At 65.4% G+C, this 15,276-nt stretch carries 11 protein-coding genes and 1 pseudogene; 3 read left to right on the top strand and 9 right to left on the bottom strand.

The window, feature by feature from the left end:
* Nucleotides 1–112: 112 nt before the first annotated feature.
* From pgsA to pqsH, 4 genes are all read right to left on the bottom strand, one after another.
* Nucleotides 113–673 carry a CDP-diacylglycerol--glycerol-3-phosphate 3-phosphatidyltransferase gene (pgsA, locus tag LT948_RS28640; RefSeq protein ID WP_003090349.1) on the bottom strand — a complete coding sequence of 187 codons (561 nt, stop codon included), beginning with the start codon at nucleotides 671–673 and terminating at the stop codon, nucleotides 113–115.
* A gap of 33 nt (nucleotides 674–706) precedes the next feature.
* Complete coding sequence (gene uvrC / locus LT948_RS28635) at nucleotides 707–2,533, bottom strand: excinuclease ABC subunit UvrC (protein WP_003090350.1); 1,827 nt, start codon at nucleotides 2,531–2,533, stop codon at nucleotides 707–709.
* Nucleotides 2,534–3,178: a response regulator transcription factor GacA gene (gene gacA / locus LT948_RS28630; RefSeq protein WP_003090351.1), complete on the bottom strand. Its 645-nt coding sequence runs from the start codon at nucleotides 3,176–3,178 to the stop codon at nucleotides 2,534–2,536.
* Nucleotides 3,179–3,519: 341 nt separating this feature from the next.
* Nucleotides 3,520–4,668: a 2-heptyl-3-hydroxy-4(1H)-quinolone synthase gene (gene pqsH, locus LT948_RS28625; protein WP_003119987.1), complete on the bottom strand. Its 1,149-nt coding sequence runs from the start codon at nucleotides 4,666–4,668 to the stop codon at nucleotides 3,520–3,522.
* 617 nt (nucleotides 4,669–5,285) lie between these two features.
* On the opposite strand from pqsH, the gene LT948_RS28620 reads away from it, so the two are divergent.
* Nucleotides 5,286–6,314 carry an AraC family transcriptional regulator gene (locus LT948_RS28620; RefSeq protein WP_023091687.1) on the top strand — a complete coding sequence of 343 codons (1,029 nt, stop codon included), beginning with the start codon at nucleotides 5,286–5,288 and terminating at the stop codon, nucleotides 6,312–6,314.
* A 15-nt stretch (nucleotides 6,315–6,329) separates the two neighbouring features.
* Here LT948_RS28620 and LT948_RS28615 read toward each other — a convergent pair whose 3' ends face one another.
* The 3 genes from LT948_RS28615 to vqsR form a co-directional block, all read right to left on the bottom strand.
* Nucleotides 6,330–7,544 carry an MFS transporter gene (locus LT948_RS28615; RefSeq protein ID WP_003130955.1) on the bottom strand — a complete coding sequence of 405 codons (1,215 nt, stop codon included), beginning with the start codon at nucleotides 7,542–7,544 and terminating at the stop codon, nucleotides 6,330–6,332.
* Nucleotides 7,545–7,554: 10 nt separating this feature from the next.
* The gene (locus LT948_RS28610) at nucleotides 7,555–10,209 is read right to left on the bottom strand and encodes a TonB-dependent receptor (protein ID WP_023091686.1); all 2,655 of its coding nucleotides are present in this window, start codon (nucleotides 10,207–10,209) and stop codon (nucleotides 7,555–7,557) included.
* Between the two features lie 119 nt (nucleotides 10,210–10,328).
* Entirely contained in the window at nucleotides 10,329–11,135 is an 807-nt protein-coding gene (gene vqsR, locus LT948_RS28605) for a transcriptional regulator VqsR (protein ID WP_003130951.1), read from the bottom strand.
* Between the two features lie 152 nt (nucleotides 11,136–11,287).
* Between vqsR and LT948_RS28600 the strand changes: the two genes are divergently transcribed.
* Nucleotides 11,288–12,391, top strand: coding sequence for a polyamine ABC transporter substrate-binding protein (locus LT948_RS28600; protein WP_003090368.1), 1,104 nt, complete (start codon nucleotides 11,288–11,290; stop codon nucleotides 12,389–12,391).
* Between the two features lie 206 nt (nucleotides 12,392–12,597).
* Nucleotides 12,598–13,170 carry a quorum threshold expression protein QteE gene (qteE, locus tag LT948_RS28595; RefSeq protein WP_003090369.1) on the top strand — a complete coding sequence of 191 codons (573 nt, stop codon included), beginning with the start codon at nucleotides 12,598–12,600 and terminating at the stop codon, nucleotides 13,168–13,170.
* A 66-nt stretch (nucleotides 13,171–13,236) separates the two neighbouring features.
* On the opposite strand, the pseudogene LT948_RS28590 reads toward qteE, so the two are convergent.
* Together LT948_RS28590 and LT948_RS28585 are read right to left on the bottom strand one after the other, a co-directional pair.
* Nucleotides 13,237–14,179 (bottom strand): annotated as a pseudogene (locus LT948_RS28590) (aliphatic sulfonate ABC transporter substrate-binding protein).
* Nucleotides 14,180–14,314: 135 nt separating this feature from the next.
* The gene (locus LT948_RS28585; RefSeq protein ID WP_003097601.1) at nucleotides 14,315–15,271 is read right to left on the bottom strand and encodes an ABC transporter substrate-binding protein; all 957 of its coding nucleotides are present in this window, start codon (nucleotides 15,269–15,271) and stop codon (nucleotides 14,315–14,317) included.
* Nucleotides 15,272–15,276: the final 5 nt, after the last annotated feature.

Below are 15,276 nucleotides of genomic sequence, written 5' to 3'. Positions count from 1 at the left end.
CCGACCTTGGCAAGGTCGTGCTCTACCAACTGAGCTATTCCCGCATCGTCTTGGTGACGGGCGCCATTCTATAGCATCGCGGCGCCGTGTCAACTCCTTGATTCAAAAAAGTTTATTTCTCTTTCGGGGTGGTCGACAGATGCGGCCACGCGGCCAGCAGGTAGTGCACCATGGACCACAGGGTCAGCGCCGCAGAGATGATCAGCAGCACGTAGCCGAGAATCACCCAGAAGGTCATCAGCGGCGGATTCGCCAGGAGAATGACCAGCGCCAGCATCTGCGCCGCGGTCTTCCACTTGCCCAGGTTGGACACCGCCACCTGAGCCCTCGCCCCCAGTTCGGCCATCCACTCGCGCAAGGCGGAAACCACGATCTCGCGGCCGATGATGATCACCGCCGGCAGGGTCAGCCACAGGTTGGCGTGCTCTTCCACCAGCAGGACCAGCGCAACCGCCACCATCAGCTTGTCCGCGACCGGGTCGAGGAAGGCGCCGAACGGCGTGCTCTGGCCGAGGCGCCGGGCGAGGTAGCCGTCCAGCCAGTCGGTGGCGGCGGCCAGGGCGAACACGGCACTGGCGGTCAGGTAGCTCCAGGACGTCGGCAGATAGAACAGCAGAATGAAGATCGGAATGAGCAGGACGCGCAGTAACGTGAGCAGATTGGGGATATTCATCGGACCATCTAGGCTGCGAGGTGAGCCGGCATTCTACTCGCTGTGCAGGACGGCATAAATCTGCTCGGCAAGCTTTTTACTGATACCGGGGGCTTTGGCCAGTTCATCGATACTCGCCCGCGACAATTCCTGCAACCCGCCGAAATACTTGAGCAGGTCGCGCCGACGTTTCGGGCCGACGCCAGGGACGTCCTCCAGCGTCGACGTCCGCCGTGCCTTGCCGCGCCGCGCACGGTGGCCGGTGATGGCGAAACGGTGCGCTTCGTCACGTATCTGCTGGATCAGGTGCAGCGCCGGCGAATCGGCCGGCAGGGTGAACTCGTGGGAGGCATCGTTCAGGTAGAGGGTTTCCAGCCCCGGCTTGCGGGTCACGCCCTTGGCCACGCCGAGCAGGATCAGACCGGCGACCGCCAGTTCCTGGAGCACCTCCTGGGCCATGGCCAATTGCCCCTTGCCGCCATCCACCAGGAGAATGTCGGGCATCTTCCCCTCGCCGTCCTTCAGGCGACTGAAGCGGCGGGTCAGCGCCTGGTGCATGGCCGCGTAGTCGTCGCCGGCCGTGACGCCTTCGATGTTGTAGCGGCGATAGTCCGACTTCAGCGGCCCTTCCGGGCCGAACACCACGCAGGAAGCCACGGTGGCCTCGCCGCTGGAGTGACTGATATCGAAGCACTCCAGGCGTTGCGGCGGCTCCGCCAGGTCGAGCGCCTCGGCAAGGGCTTCGAAGCGTGCCGCCACATGCTGGCGGTTGGCCAGGCGTGCGCCCAGAGCCTGTTCGGCGTTGGTCACCGCCAGTTGCTGCCAGCGGGCGCGGGTACCACGCACCCGGTAGCTGATCTCCAGTTCGCGGCCTCGCGCTTCGGCGATCGCCGAAACCAGCACCGGGAAATCCTCGTGCGTCACGTTGACGATCAACTCCGCCGGCAGGTCGCGCTCCTGGTGGCTGAGATAGTACTGGCCAAGGAACGCCAGCAGCACTTCGCCCACCTCCTCCTCGATCGCGACCTGCGGGAAGAAGTTCTTGCTGCCCAGCACCCGCCCGCCGCGTACGCTGATCAGGTGTACGCAAGCGCCGCCAGGGGTGACGATGGCGGCGACGATGTCGACGTCGCCGTTGCCACCTTCCATGCTCTGCTGGTCCTGGACCCGCCGCAGGATCGCCACCTGGTCGCGCAACTCCGCCGCCTTCTCGAAGTCCAGGCGCATCGCCGCCTGCTCCATGCCGACGTTCAGCTCGTCGGCCAGCGCGTTGCTCCTTCCTTCGAGGAACATCACCGAGTGGCGCACGTCCTCGGCGTACTCCTCAGGACTGACCAGTCCCACGCAGGGCCCCTTGCAGCGCTTGATCTGGTATTGCAGGCAGGGCCGCGTACGGTTGCGGAAATAGCTGTCCTCGCACTGACGGACGAGAAACGCCTTCTGCAGCAGGTTGAGGCTCTCGCGGATCGCTCCCGCGCTCGGATAAGGACCGAAGTAACGCCCCTTGCGCTTCTTCGCGCCGCGGTGCAGGGACAGCCGCGGATACTCATCCTCGCTGGAGAGGAACACGAAGGGATAGGACTTGTCGTCCCGCAGCAGGATGTTGTAGGGCGGCCGCCACTCCTTGATCAGCGTCTGCTCCAGCAGCAACGCCTCGGTTTCATTGGCGGTGATGGTGGTTTCCACCTGGGCGATGCGCGCCACCAGCGCAGCGGTCTTCGGCGCCAGGCCGGACTTGCGGAAATAGCTGGCCAGGCGCTTCTTCAGGCTCTTCGCCTTGCCCACGTAGAGAAGCTTGGCGTCCGCATCGAACATGCGGTAGACGCCCGGACGATTGCTGCAGGTAGCGAGGAAAGCGCTCGCGTCGAAAACGGCGCTCATCTAGCTGGCGGCATCGACCATGCCGTGGCGGACGGCGAGCAGCGCCAGTTCCACGTCGCTGGTGATCGAGAGCTTCTCGAAGATGCGGTAGCGATAGGTATTCACGGTCTTCGGCGACAGGCACAGCTTGTCGGAGATGCTCTGCACCTTGTGGCAGTTGGCGATCATCAGGGCGATCTGGATCTCGCGCTCGGACAGCGAATCGAAGGGGGAATCGTGCTGCTGCGGCTGGAAGGACTTCAGCGCCAGTTGCTGGGCGATCTGCGGGCTGATATAGCGCTGGCCGGCGAAGACCTGGCGAATCGCCTGGACCATTTCCTCCAGCCCCGCGCCCTTGGTCATGTAGCCGGCGGCGCCGGCCTGCATGAGGCGGGTGGGGAACGGATCCTCTTCGCAGACGGTGACTACCACGACCTTGATGTCGGGCTGGCTGCGCAGCAGCTTGCGGGTCGCCTCCAGGCCGCCGATACCGGGCATCTTCACGTCCATCAGGACGACATCCGGCTTCAGCTCGCGGGCCAGTTTCAGACAGTCTTCACCGCAGTCGGCCTGGCCGACCACTTGCAAGCCTTCGATGTCGGCCAGCATGCGGGTAATACCGGTGCGTACCAGATCGTGGTCGTCGACCACCAGCACCTTAATCACGCTGCACCTCGTCGCGCATTAGCAGACAACCGCCCACACGGGCCCCCAGGAGATTTCGGCAACCTTAACAGAAAGCCATCCCATGACCTAGCTTGGCGCAAAGGCGTCATAAATCAAGCGTCATGGAAACATCATTCGACGACATCGAACGGGCGCTGCGAAGTATACCGCCAGCCCCCTGCGAGCGGCAGACCGGATCGCAGCAAAAACCGGCGAACCTGTGGAGAGCCCAGCGACGCCGGGCCTGGTAAAGCGCAAGCGCCCTGGTCGCCCGGGACGTCTCCATAGCGACCATCGCCGAAGTCGAAAACAGGCGACCAAGACGCCACTGGCACCGGCGGCTACTGCGCGGCCATCTCACCGACACCGGTGAAAAGACGCTGGTGGAGGCGCCTGCGACTGGCATTCGGCACCAGGCGAACGAGGGTATTCCTCAGCCAGACGCTCCAAGGCGATTCCCATTGACCAAGGCGGCCGACGATCCAGGATTGCTTCCTGATGAACTCGATCCGCGCCTCGCGTTGCTGCTGGAACAGGATCAGCGTCTCGGCGCGCGGCGCCAGGCACCACAGGCGCGCCAGCAAGAAGGCGTCCTCCAGGGCCATGGCCGCGCCCTGCCCCAGGTTCGGCGTCATGGCGTGTGCGGCGTCGCCGATCAGCACTACCCGTCCGCGGCACCAGGAGGCGCCGGCCAACTCCTCGAGGTCGTTGTGCACCAGCGTGGTGGCGCTCGGTATGAGCCGGGCGATGCTCGCGCCGATGCCGTCGAAGTCCGCGTAGTGGGCGGCCAGCCGTTGCGGGGTGACGAAGCCCTCCTCGTCCTCGGGCTCCTCCCGGCGCACCTTCAGGGTCGCGTAGACATACATCTCGCGCGGGCTGATCTGGATGAAGCCGAGGCGCTTGCCGTGCCCCCAGACCTCTCCCGCCAGCTCGGCGTCCTCCAGCCGATGGGGAACGACCAGGCGCCAGCAGGTTTCGCCGGAATGACGCAAGGTCGCCTCCGGCCAGACATAACGTCGCACGCTCGAACGAATGCCATCCGCACCGACCACCAGCGAACAGTCGTGGACAGTGCCGTCGCTCAGGGTCACGCGTTCGTGGTCGAGTCCGTCGAGGATCTGCACGATGGAGACCCCGACCCGAATGCGCGACTCATCCAGCCCCTCCAGTAGCGCCGCATGCAGCTCGTGGCGCTGCAACGCCAGGCCGCCGCGGGAACTCCCACCCAGACTGGAAGGCATCGACATCAGCATCGAACCGTCGTGGGCGTATACGTTGATGCCGGCCAACGGCATGCCACGGCGGAACAGCCGGTCGAGATCCAGGGTGCTGGACAACGCCGTCAACGCATTGCTCGCCAGGGTGATACCGGTACCGATGGGCCTGATCTCGCTGGCCCGCTCGACCAGCAGCCAGTCGATGCCTGCCTTGGTGAATTCGCGCGCCAGCGCCAGGCCGGCGATCCCGGCCCCCTGGATAAGAACGGTCATCCGTTGCTCCTTAGCAGCGGCATCCGTCGCGACTTCGCGCGGTCGCGACAGGCCTGCCCGAGACGATGAAAATGTCCATCCTAGCCGCCCCGGACAGCCCACCGACCCTATCAGAAGATCGAGTTGACCCTGCTCGCCGACACCTCGCCGCTCGCTTTTCCTGTCCTCCAGGCCACCGGAAGTCCGGCGCGCCGGGAAGGCAAGCGTGGCCCGGGCACGGCACGCGTGGCCGGAAATCCCCGCTAGCAGCCGCCCGCCGCGGCGCTACGGTTTTCCTTGGCCAGCAGCCTCCCGAGCGCCGGCAAACGGCGATGGCGCTTGAAGCTCACGGCGATCGGCCCGCGCCACCATCGCCCACGACGATCATCCAGGCGCAGCCACCCCGGCGAGAGTGGCCGGGACGGCAGCGTTCGGCCGGGCCACGGCGAGCATGCACGACCGATCGGCACGGCGTCGCGGAGGCGCGGCTATACGCAGACCCCGCTCCTGTCAACCCCTTACGCAAGGTAGTGATTGCCGGAAGCCCAGCGTACGAAAATCAACCGAAACGACATCCGCATGGAATAACGAAGCCCTGACGCCTTCAGGGCGATAGCATCGCGTGCAAGAGGTAACCGATGAGCCCGTCCGAAAACATCCAGTACGATTTCGAGTGGCGACCACTCAACAACTACCTCGCCGTGCAACGCATCACGCCTCCGGACATGCGCCAGGGTTCGGCTGCCGAGCCGCGCCTGCCCAGCGAAGCGCTCTACGAGTGGATCGTGCTGAACGGGCGCTCCCCCCTGGAAGGCCTGAGCCTGGGGGAGCACTACCGCCTTTCCGACTATGGCGTCGCCGGGCTGGCGCTGCAGAGTGCCGGCACCGTGGGCGAAGCCTTGCAACTGATCAAGACCAACATGCTGCTGTTCCGCAAGGACATCCGCGGGATCGCGGTGAGACGTTCCAGTTGCGACACCGTGGATGTGGATATCGACCTGCAGGACAAGCCGGACTGGCCGCAGTCGGCCCGGTTGTACCACGCCAACGTCCTGGCGTCGGCCGCCTACGCGGTGTTCCGCGACCTGCTGCTGGGCGATCTGGAACTGGTCCGCCTGCGCCTCCCGGAAAGGAACGGCGACGTGCGGGCATACGAGGAGTATTTCCGGGTGCCGGTGTATTTCGCCGGCGAAGGCATCACCTTCACCCTCCCCGAGGAATTGCTCGAGGCCGAGATCGCCACTGCCAACTCCGCCGTGTTCCAGGCCTCGCTGGCGCTCGGCAGCAAGGCTTTCAACACCCGCGTCACCCGCGAGATGGGCGGCTACCGCCAACGCATCGTGGCACTGCTGGAGGTGCTGCAGGACCGCTACCCGAGCATCGCCTGGGTCGCCCGGCAGTTGAAGGTCACCGAGCGGACGCTGCGCCGACGGCTCGCCGACGAGGGCACCAACTACCGGGAAGTGCTCGACCTGGTCCGCCACGACAGGGCGCGCCAACTGCTGCGGGACGAGCGACTGCGCATCGAGGAAGTCGCCGAGAGGCTGGGCTACATGGATACCTCCAGTTTTCGCCACGCCTTCCGCCGCTGGACGGGACAGTGCGCCAACGACTATCGCCAGGCCCGCCTCGCCGGCAAGACCGCGCGGCGCCAGGGCGAACGCTAGCCGGCATGATTCCCCTCAGGGCAATTTCTGCGGATAGGGGCGAAAGGCGAACAGGCTGCACGCAGCCAGGGAAAAAGCCGCGAGCAGCACCCATTCGGCCGTCCCGTAGCCTTCGGCGCGGTCGTACAGCCAGCCCAGCAGGTAAGCGCCGAGACTGATCGACAGGGCGAAGGTGAACGGCTGGATCGAACCGTAGATCACACCGAAGCTGCGCAGGCCGAAGTAGCGCATCAACAGGTACTTGGTGGTGCCGCTTTCCCCTCCTCCGCCCAGGCCGACCAGGAACACCGCCAGCCATAGACCGCTCGGTGTGTCGCCCACCAGGAACCAGGCCATGCCGAGCACCGCCGCCAGGGCGAAGGGCAACGCCACCCGCGGCGTCGCCACGCGGTCGAGAAGCCAGCCCATCAGCGGCTGCGACAGCATCATGCCGACCCACAACGCCGACAGCGCGGTGCCCGCCTCGCCCCGGGACAAACCGCGCTCCACCAGCATCGGCACACCATGGGTCATGATCCCGGACATCACGAACACCGCCAGCACCTGGTTGCCCAGCACCAGCCAGAAACTGGCGCTGCGCCAGGCCTGGGGCGCCGTCGATCCGCTCAGCGCGGTTTCCGCTACGGCCGTGCCGGCGGCCACGCCAGCGCCCGGCGCTGGCTCGCGGAACAGCCAGGCCAGCAGCGGCAGCGCCAGGCCCAGTTCGAGCACGCCGTAGACCAGGAAAGCGCCGCGCCAGCCCCACGCTTCGAGGCTCTGGTGGCCGACCAGCAGGCCCAGCGGCCCGCCCACCCCGAAGCCCAGGCCGAGCAGGCCGTAGGCCACGCCCAGGCGGTGGCGGAACCAGAGTCCGAGGATACGTCCGTAAGGCAGGTTGCCTGGCGCCAGCAGGCCGATCAGCAGGAACAGCGCGTAGAGTTGCCAGACGGCATTCACCGCCGCCAGGCCGAGCAGCGGCAGCGACAGGGCCGCGGTCAGCCCGAGCATTGTCCGCCGCGCGCCCCAACGGTCGATCAGCCAGCCCTTGAGCGGGCTAGTGATGGCGACCGCCAGTCCGAACAGCGTCACCAGCAACGACACCTCGGCGCGGTCCCAGGCGTACTCGGCGCTCATCGGTGCGATGAACAGACTGAAGGTGTTCAGCAGGATGCCGGTGGGCCCGAGCATGATCGCCACCACCGACGCCAGCAACACGCCGCCGCTGGTCGCGGAAAATTCTCGTTGCGCCACGCCTGGCCCTCTAGAAGCGGTAGGCCGCGCGCAGGTAGTAGAAGGCGCCGTTGAAGCCGATCTGCGAGGCATAGGTGTCGTAGCGCAGCACGTCGCCATAGGTGGTGTTCTGCGCGGGCAGCTTGTCCGGACGGACGTCGAACAGGTTGTCGGCGCCGGCGGTCAGCGTCAGGTCGGCGCTGAGCCGGTAGCGCGCGGCGATGTCGGTGATGTACTTCGGGTCGTTGACGAAATGGTTGAATTTCTCCGTCGACCAGGCGTCCGGCCCTACCGTGTAGTCGAGTTCCGAGCTGGTCCGGCCGTAGCGCGTCAGGCGCAGGCTGACCTCCCAGTCCTGGCGGCTCCAGGTGCCGCCGAGGGAAACCTGGCTGCGCGGGGTGGAGCTGGTGATCCAGGCGACCTGCTGGGCATTGAGCAGCGGCTCGCCGTTGGCGCCTCGATGGTTCTTGCGCAAGGTGGTGCGGTTGAAGTTGGCCGACAGTTCCCAGTCGACCTGCCCGTACTCGCCAAGCGCGACGAGGTAGTGACCGGTGATGTCGACACCGCGGGTGCGGGTGTCGGCACCGTTGGCCAGGTAATGGGTACTGACCGTACTGGCGCTGGCCGGCAACGAGATCCCCGCCGCAGCTAGGGCATCGATGGCTTCCTGGCCGGAATAGGTGGCGCTGTCGACAATGCGGTCGCGGATGCTGATCTGGTAGGCGTCGATGTTCAGCCCGACGTTTTCCCAAGGGTTGAGTACCAGGCCAAGGTTGAAGCTGGTCGACTTCTCCGGTTGCAGTTCGTCGGCGCCGAGCATCTTCGCTGCCGGCGAGTTGGCCGCCAGCAGGCCGAGGGCGATGGTCGGACCGACGCTGAGGCCGGTGTAGTGCTCCTGGACCAGGGACGGCGCGCGGAACCCGCTGCTTACGCTGGCGCGCAGCGCCACCCGCGGATCGAACTGGTAACGGGTGGCGAACTTGCCGTTGGTGGTGCTGCCGAAGTCGCTGAATTTCTCGTGGCGCACCGCCAAGTCGACCTCCCAGGCTGGGGTCAGGGAGGTACCCAGGTCCAGGTAGGACGCCCAGGCGTGCCGCGACCATTGCCCCTCGCTGAGCGGCGAGAGGCCAGCCAGGGATTCCGCCCCGCCGCTGTAGTAGGACGCCGGGTCGCCGGCGTCGATGCGGTAGCTTTCCCGCCGGTATTCCGCACCCAGCGACAACGCCAGCGGAGCAGCGAGGAAATCCAGTTGGAATTCCCGCCCCAGGTCCAGGTTGCTGGTCCATTGGCTGTTGCGGTAGCGCGCCAGGTCGAAGCTTCTCGGGCTGTTGCCGGTTTCACGATAGATCGCCGCGTTCACCGACTGGGTCATGCCGATATCGGGACGGTCGGCGCCGTAGCCACTGCTCAGGTCCCAGTGCCAGGCATCCAGCAGACGCTCGCCGCGCACCCCGGCGAGGAACGCATAGTCGTCCTCGTCGCTGTTCGGGCGCGGCGTGAAGCCGTCCGGATACAGCGTCGGCGCCACCGAAGCCAGGCGATAGTTGGCCGCCGAGGAGGCCTTGCGCCGAGTATAGGTGCCGAAGCCGTACACCTCGATATCGTCGCCCAACCCGAAACCGGAGTTGAGCGCCAACGATTGCCGGTGGAACGCGGGATCGCCCATGGAAATGTTGTCGCGCCGACCGGTGCGCTCATCGATGCCGCTGCGCATCGTGCGCTCCTGCTCGCGATATTCGGCGGTGAGGTTGACGAAGCCGCTATCGCCGAAGGCCAGTCCGATGTTCCCCCCGCCGCCATGGGTGAAGCCGTCGCCGTCGCCGGTCTGCCCGACGTCAGCGGCCGCCGACCCGCCGTGGTCGGCGGACTTGAGGATGACGTTGATCACCCCGGCGATGGCGTCCGAACCATACTGTGCCGAAGCACCGTCGCGCAGCACCTCGACCCGCTCGATGGCGTTGATCGGGATGGTGTCCAGATCGACGCCGGTGGAGCCCTTCTCCAGCCCCCCGCTGATATTGAGATTGGCCGTTTCGTGGCGACGCTTGCCGTTCACCAGCACCAGCACATGGTTGGGGCTCAGCCCGCGCAGCGACTGCGTGTGGGTCAACGCCGAGGCGTTGAACGGCTGGGCCTGGCGGGTCAGCGAGGGCAGCAGTTTGACCAGTGCATCGCGCAGGTCGACCGCGCCGCTGCTACGTAGCTGGGTAGCGCTGACCACGTCGATCGGGCTCAGGCTGTCCTGCGCCTTCACATCGCTCTTGCGCGTGCCGGTGACCACCACGGTGGACAAGGTCGGTGCCGCCGCCGCACCTCGCGTCTCCTGCACAGGCGCCTGTCCGCCGCGCAGGACGAAGGCACCGCTTTCGTCCTGCGCGTATGCCAGCCCGCTGCCGGCCAGGGCACGCCGCAAGGCGTCCTCGACACTGAGCCGGCCGCGGATATCCGGTCCGCGCAACCCCGCCACCAGGCGCTGGTCGAAGGCGATAGGCACGTGTCCCTGGCGCACGATGTTCAACAACACCTCGGCCAGTTCGCCGGGCGCTATGTCGAATACCCGAGGCGCCGTGGCCGCGTCGCGCGGCCCACCGTCGGCGGCCTGCACCTCGCCCTGCAGCGCGCAGGCGAGCCCCACCGCACAGAGCACGGGGGTCAACGAACGAGAGGAAAGACGTACATCGGGCATGGTCGAATCGTCCTGGATGGAATTCGCCCATGAGTGCAATCCGACGCCGGCTTTTTCAGCGTCGGGCAATATGAATTTCGCATAACCTTATGCGCCCGGGTTCCTCCGCAGGCGGCGCACTAGCGTGCGTCGGCGAGCCGCGGCGCGGGCGGGTTGATCAACAGCGCGAATATCTCGGAGTGGGACTTCACGTTCAGCTTCGCGTAGATGTGCCGGCGATGCACCTTGATGGTGGCGATCGACAGCGTCAGCCGATCCGCTATTTCCTTGTTCGAGTATCCATCCAGCATCAGCCGGATGACATCCGACTCCCGCGCGGTCAGCGGCGATATCAACCCTCTCCAGGGCTGGACTTCCACCTCCGCCGCTGCGATCGGTTTCGCCTCCTCCCTGACCGCATCCTCGAAGTGGATGCGTTTTTTCATCAGCGCGATGACCCACGGGCGAAGCAGCTCGAACAGCGCGATCTGCTCGGCACCGAAGCGGCTCTCGCTGCCCAACGACAGGCATAGGGTTCTTTCACCATCCAGCGGGACGTTATATTGAACTTCGTCCGTCACCACATAATGCGCAAAGTACGCATTGTAATACTCGGTCGTTTCGAAATCTTCGGAGACGATATCCGCAAGATGAAAAAGCCCGCCGCGCCGACAGTTTCTGGATACCTGGTAGAAAGGATCTTGCAGATAGAGTCCGGTTATATATCGACTGATCAGCGGGTCCGGCTCGATTTCTTCTATCTCCTCTTCCATGAAGGAAAGAATCAAGGGGCTGGAGTCGCTGAATATCAGGGCCGCCCAGTTGTCGACGGGGGCGAACTGGCCGAGGGTCTGCGCCAGGATCCGCCAGAAGAACGGCCGGTCCAGCGCTTCGAGCAACTTTCCCAGTGACTCGTGCCAGGCGCCGCCGTGCAATGCGATATCCACACAACTACTCCTCTGGGATTAGTCACTCGGCGTTATGTCATGAAGAGTTCCAATGTGCATAATATCGATGCCTTCGAAGATAGCCACAGGTCAGAACTACCAGTTCTGGTAGGTGCAAAATCCAACTTGTTTCGTTTCGGAAAGGAAATCCAATGAAAAAAGTTTGTGCACTGGCGTTATCGATCCTGACGACGATCGGTGCGACAGCGGCGGACAGTGCATGGGCTGCGCAAACCAGCGTCCATCTTTACAACTGGTATGACTTCATCGCCCCGGAAACGCCCAAGGCTTTCCAGAAGGAAACCGGCACCCGTGTCGTCCTCGACACCTTCGACAGCGCCGAGACCGCGCAGGGCAAACTGATGGTCGGCCGCTCCGGCTACGACGTGGTGGTGATCACCTCCAACATCCTGCCCGGACTGATCAAGGCAGGCGTCCTCCAGGAACTCGACCGCGATCGGCTCCCCCACTGGAAGAACCTCGACGCGGACATCCTCGGGAAGCTTCAGGCCAACGATCCCGGCAATCGCTATGCCGTACCTTATCTCTGGGGAACCACCGGGATCGCCTACGACGTGGACAAGGTCCGCAAGCTGCTCGGCCCCGACGCGCCGGTCGACTCCTGGGACCTGGTCTTCAAGGAGGAGAATATCTCCCGCCTCAGCCAGTGCGGCGTGGCCACGCTGGACTCCTCCACCGAGCTGGTTTCCATCGCCCTCAACTACCTGGGCCTGCCGCACAACAGCCAGAATCCCGAGGATTACCAGAAAGCCCAGGAACTGTTGCTGAAGGTTCGCCCCTACATTCGCTATTTCGACTCCTCCAGAGTCGACACCGACCTCTCCAACGGCAACGTCTGCGTGGTGGTCGGCTGGCAGGGCACGGCCTACATGGCCCAGGTCAACAACGAACAGGCCGGTAACGGTCGCCATATCGCCTACAGCATTCCCCGGGAAGGCTCGCTGGTCTGGGCCGAGAACATGGTGCTGCTCAAGGATGCACCGCATCCGCAGCAGGGTTATGCGCTGATCGACTACCTGCTGCGTCCGGAGGTCATCGCCAGGACCTCCAACTACGTGGGCTATCCGAATGGCAACCAGGCGGCGCTGCCGCTGGTGGAGCGGAAGCTGCGGGAAAACCCGGCGGTTTACCTGAGCAAGGAAACCATGGCGACCCTCTTCCCGCTGGAAACCCTGCCACTGAAGGTCGAGAGAATCCGTACCCGGGTCTGGAGCCGGGTCAAGACCGGGAGCTGACACCCGCCCGAGACGCCCCCTGGAAGCGCGGGAGCGCCCGGAGCCAGAAAAATCCAGCGAGGTCCGCCAGGACCGGCGTTCGCGTCTTTCACCGGGCGAGGCTCTGCCTCGTCCGTCAGGATGCGGCTTGCCGGCTGACCTGCGACCGATAGAGATACCTCTCCCCCTGGGCGGGAAAGCCCCGGGCATGCCTGATGGAGAAAACCATGCTTATCCATTTCTGCCCCAGGCTGCTGACGCCTGCGGGGTTCGACCTGCCGTGCGAGCTGATCGACATCCGCATCAAGGAGTTCGACCTGCACCTGCTTGGCGGGCGCGACGTGGTGGCGCGTCACCCCCTCCCCGACAAGCGCTACCACGTGGCCTGCCGCAAGTCCGGCTGCAAGGCGGTGAATGGCCTGCTGGTGGACGTGGAAAAGCACGTTCCGCTGTTCACCGTGGACACCCGCTGGAGCATCGACGCCGAAGTGGTCCTGCGCCACCGCGTCGAGTACGTGGTGCTCGACGCCGAGCACGATGCGGTGAGCGACTACATGCTGCTGTGGTGCGACGAGGTGCCCAACTACTTCCTCGGCCAGAGCACCCCGGCCATGCAGGTTCCGTTGATGGAACTGATGCGCGGCAATGCGTTGCAGACCGAGCGGCAGGATGTGTTCCGCCTGCCAACGCTGAGGTCCGAACGCCTGCGCCAGGGCAACGCCGATGCCAACCAGCATCTTCCGAGCCGTGAGCAGGCGTTCCACGTCAAGGCCGAGCAGATCAGCTATGGGCTGGCCTGAAGGACGCGCGCCAGCGGCAAGCTACGCTGGCCGCCGGTGCCGCGCATCACAGGGCAGCCGCGCCGCTCAGTGCCGCGGCTGCCATACCTCCACGGCGCGCGTATCCACCGGTTTGGGTAGCAGTCCCTGGGCGTGGAAGGCGTCGGCGATGCGCTGTTGCTCGTCGAGACCATCTGCGCTCACCGGTTGTACGTCGTAGCTGCGCCGCGCATTCGCCTGCTCGACGGTAGCGGCATCGAGATTGCCCCACAGCGGCCCCAGCACCTTGGCCGCGTCGGCCGGGTGGCTCTTGAGCCAGCGCCCGGTGCGCTGCAGTTCGGCGAAGACCTGCTGGAGCACTTCAGGATGTTTCCTGGCGTAGTCGCTGGAGGCGAGGTAGTAGCGCTGGTAGCTGGCCAGGCCCTGGCCGTCGGCCAGTACCCGCGCGCGTTGCTGGCGCTGGGCGCTTGCCACGTAGGGGTCCCAGGTCACCCAGGCGTCGACCTTGCCGTTCTCGAAGGCGGCGCGGCCGTCGGCTGGCGTCAGGTAGGCTGGCTGGATGTCGGAGAACTCAAGCCCGGCGCTGGCCAGCGCGGCGATCAGCAGGTAGTGGCTGCCGGCGGCCTTGGTCACGGCGATGCGCTTGCCCTTCAGCTCGGCCAGGGACTTCAGCGGCGAATGTTCGCCGACCAGTATCGCCTGCGCCGCGGGCGAAGTAGGTCAGGCGAGCACCCGCCGCCTGGGCGAACACCGGCACGGTGTCGGCGACGTCGGCGGAGAGATCGACGTTGCCGACATTGAGCGATTCGAGCAACGGCAGGCCGCTGGGGAACTCATGCCAGGACACCCGGATGCCCTGCCTAGCCAACTCGCGCTCGAAGGTGCCCTGGCTGCGGATCAGGGTCAGCAGAGTCGAGGATTTCTGGAAGCCGATGCGCAGGACCTCCTCGGCCTGTGCGCCACCAATGCCCGACAGGACGACGGAAGCGGCAAACACGATGGCCAAGCGACGCAGGAACGGACGAGACATGCGATGACTCCTGGGATAGGTGCGAGCGCCCGCAGGGACGGGAGTTCCAGCTGCCGGCGACGGAACGGATAGATTATTGGAATAAAAAACAATCGATAAATAACTTATAGTTATCAATTAATACCCAGGCAGCGCCTACCGGATATCCGCATCCGACGCCTGCCTGACCGCAAAGCCGCTGGCGAAGGTCGGCCGCACATCGAGGCGCTGCGGAATCAATCCATGGGCCTGGTAGAAATCGGCGGTCTCCTGCTGCTGGCCGAGCGTTCGCTCATCCAGCGCCTGCCAACGCAAGCGCCGGCGTTCGAACTGCAAGCGCGCGGCGTCCTCGGGGAAGCCGATGATCTGCGCCAGGCTTCGCGAATACTCGTCCAGGTGCAGGTACGCCCAGCGCTGGGCGCTGGCCAGGCGTTGCAGGTAGTCCTGCAGCACGGCGCGTTTCGCCGGGTCGGCCAGTGCGCTATCGGTAGCAGCGAGGAAGCTGTTGCCAGCCCACAGGCCGCGACCGTCGACCAGTACCCGAGCCTTGTCGGCGGTCTCCGCGAACGCGGTGTAGGGCTCCCAGGTCGCCCAGGCATCCACGGAACCATTGGCGAGGGCCATTTTCGCGTCCACCGGGCCGAGGAAGCGGAATTCGACGTCCTTCTCGCCCAGCCCGACCGAGGCCAAGGCCTTGAGCGCGACGAAGTGGCCGATGGAACCGCGCCCGGTGGCAATGCGCTGACCTTTCAGGTCGTTGGCCGAGCGCAGCGGCGAATCCCCTCTCACCAGCACGGCGGTACCGTAGGGATCGGATTTGTCGACGGCGATGGCCTTCAGCCGGGCACCGGCGGCCAGGGCGAAGAGCAATGGCGCGTCGCCGATGATGCCGGCATCCACCGCACCGGCATTGAGTGCTTCGGCGAGGGGGGCGGCGGCGGGGAATTCGAACCAGCGGATGTCGTAGGTCAGGTCGTCCAGCGCGCCGGCAGCCTCCAACTGGGCGCGCATGTTGCCCTTCTGGTCGGCCAGGCGCAGGGTCACGCGCTCGTCGGCACAGGCCTGGCCGACGAGCAGGCAGAGAAGCAGGAACAGGCTCAGGGTCTGACGCATTCCGT

It is taken from the genome of Pseudomonas sp. CP-1 (assembly GCF_021213715.1).
GTDB lineage: Bacteria > Pseudomonadota > Gammaproteobacteria > Pseudomonadales > Pseudomonadaceae > Pseudomonas > Pseudomonas aeruginosa.
Note: the sequence above shows the minus strand (reverse complement) of the source record. Positions and strands in the feature narration are given on the sequence as shown.

What these genes read in the sequence shown, in the direction of transcription:
- LT948_RS28585 (WP_003097601.1), bottom strand. Translation starts at nt 15,271, where the DNA reads ATGCGTCAGACCCTGAGCCTGTTCCTGCTTCTCTGCCTGCTCGTCGGC.
- qteE (WP_003090369.1), top strand. Translation starts at nt 12,598, where the DNA reads ATGCTTATCCATTTCTGCCCCAGGCTGCTGACGCCTGCGGGGTTCGAC.
- LT948_RS28620 (WP_023091687.1), top strand. Translation starts at nt 5,286, where the DNA reads ATGAGCCCGTCCGAAAACATCCAGTACGATTTCGAGTGGCGACCACTC.
- LT948_RS28610 (WP_023091686.1), bottom strand. Translation starts at nt 10,209, where the DNA reads ATGCCCGATGTACGTCTTTCCTCTCGTTCGTTGACCCCCGTGCTCTGT.
- pqsH (WP_003119987.1), bottom strand. Translation starts at nt 4,668, where the DNA reads ATGACCGTTCTTATCCAGGGGGCCGGGATCGCCGGCCTGGCGCTGGCG.
- uvrC (WP_003090350.1), bottom strand. Translation starts at nt 2,533, where the DNA reads ATGAGCGCCGTTTTCGACGCGAGCGCTTTCCTCGCTACCTGCAGCAAT.
- LT948_RS28600 (WP_003090368.1), top strand. Translation starts at nt 11,288, where the DNA reads ATGAAAAAAGTTTGTGCACTGGCGTTATCGATCCTGACGACGATCGGT.
- pgsA (WP_003090349.1), bottom strand. Translation starts at nt 673, where the DNA reads ATGAATATCCCCAATCTGCTCACGTTACTGCGCGTCCTGCTCATTCCG.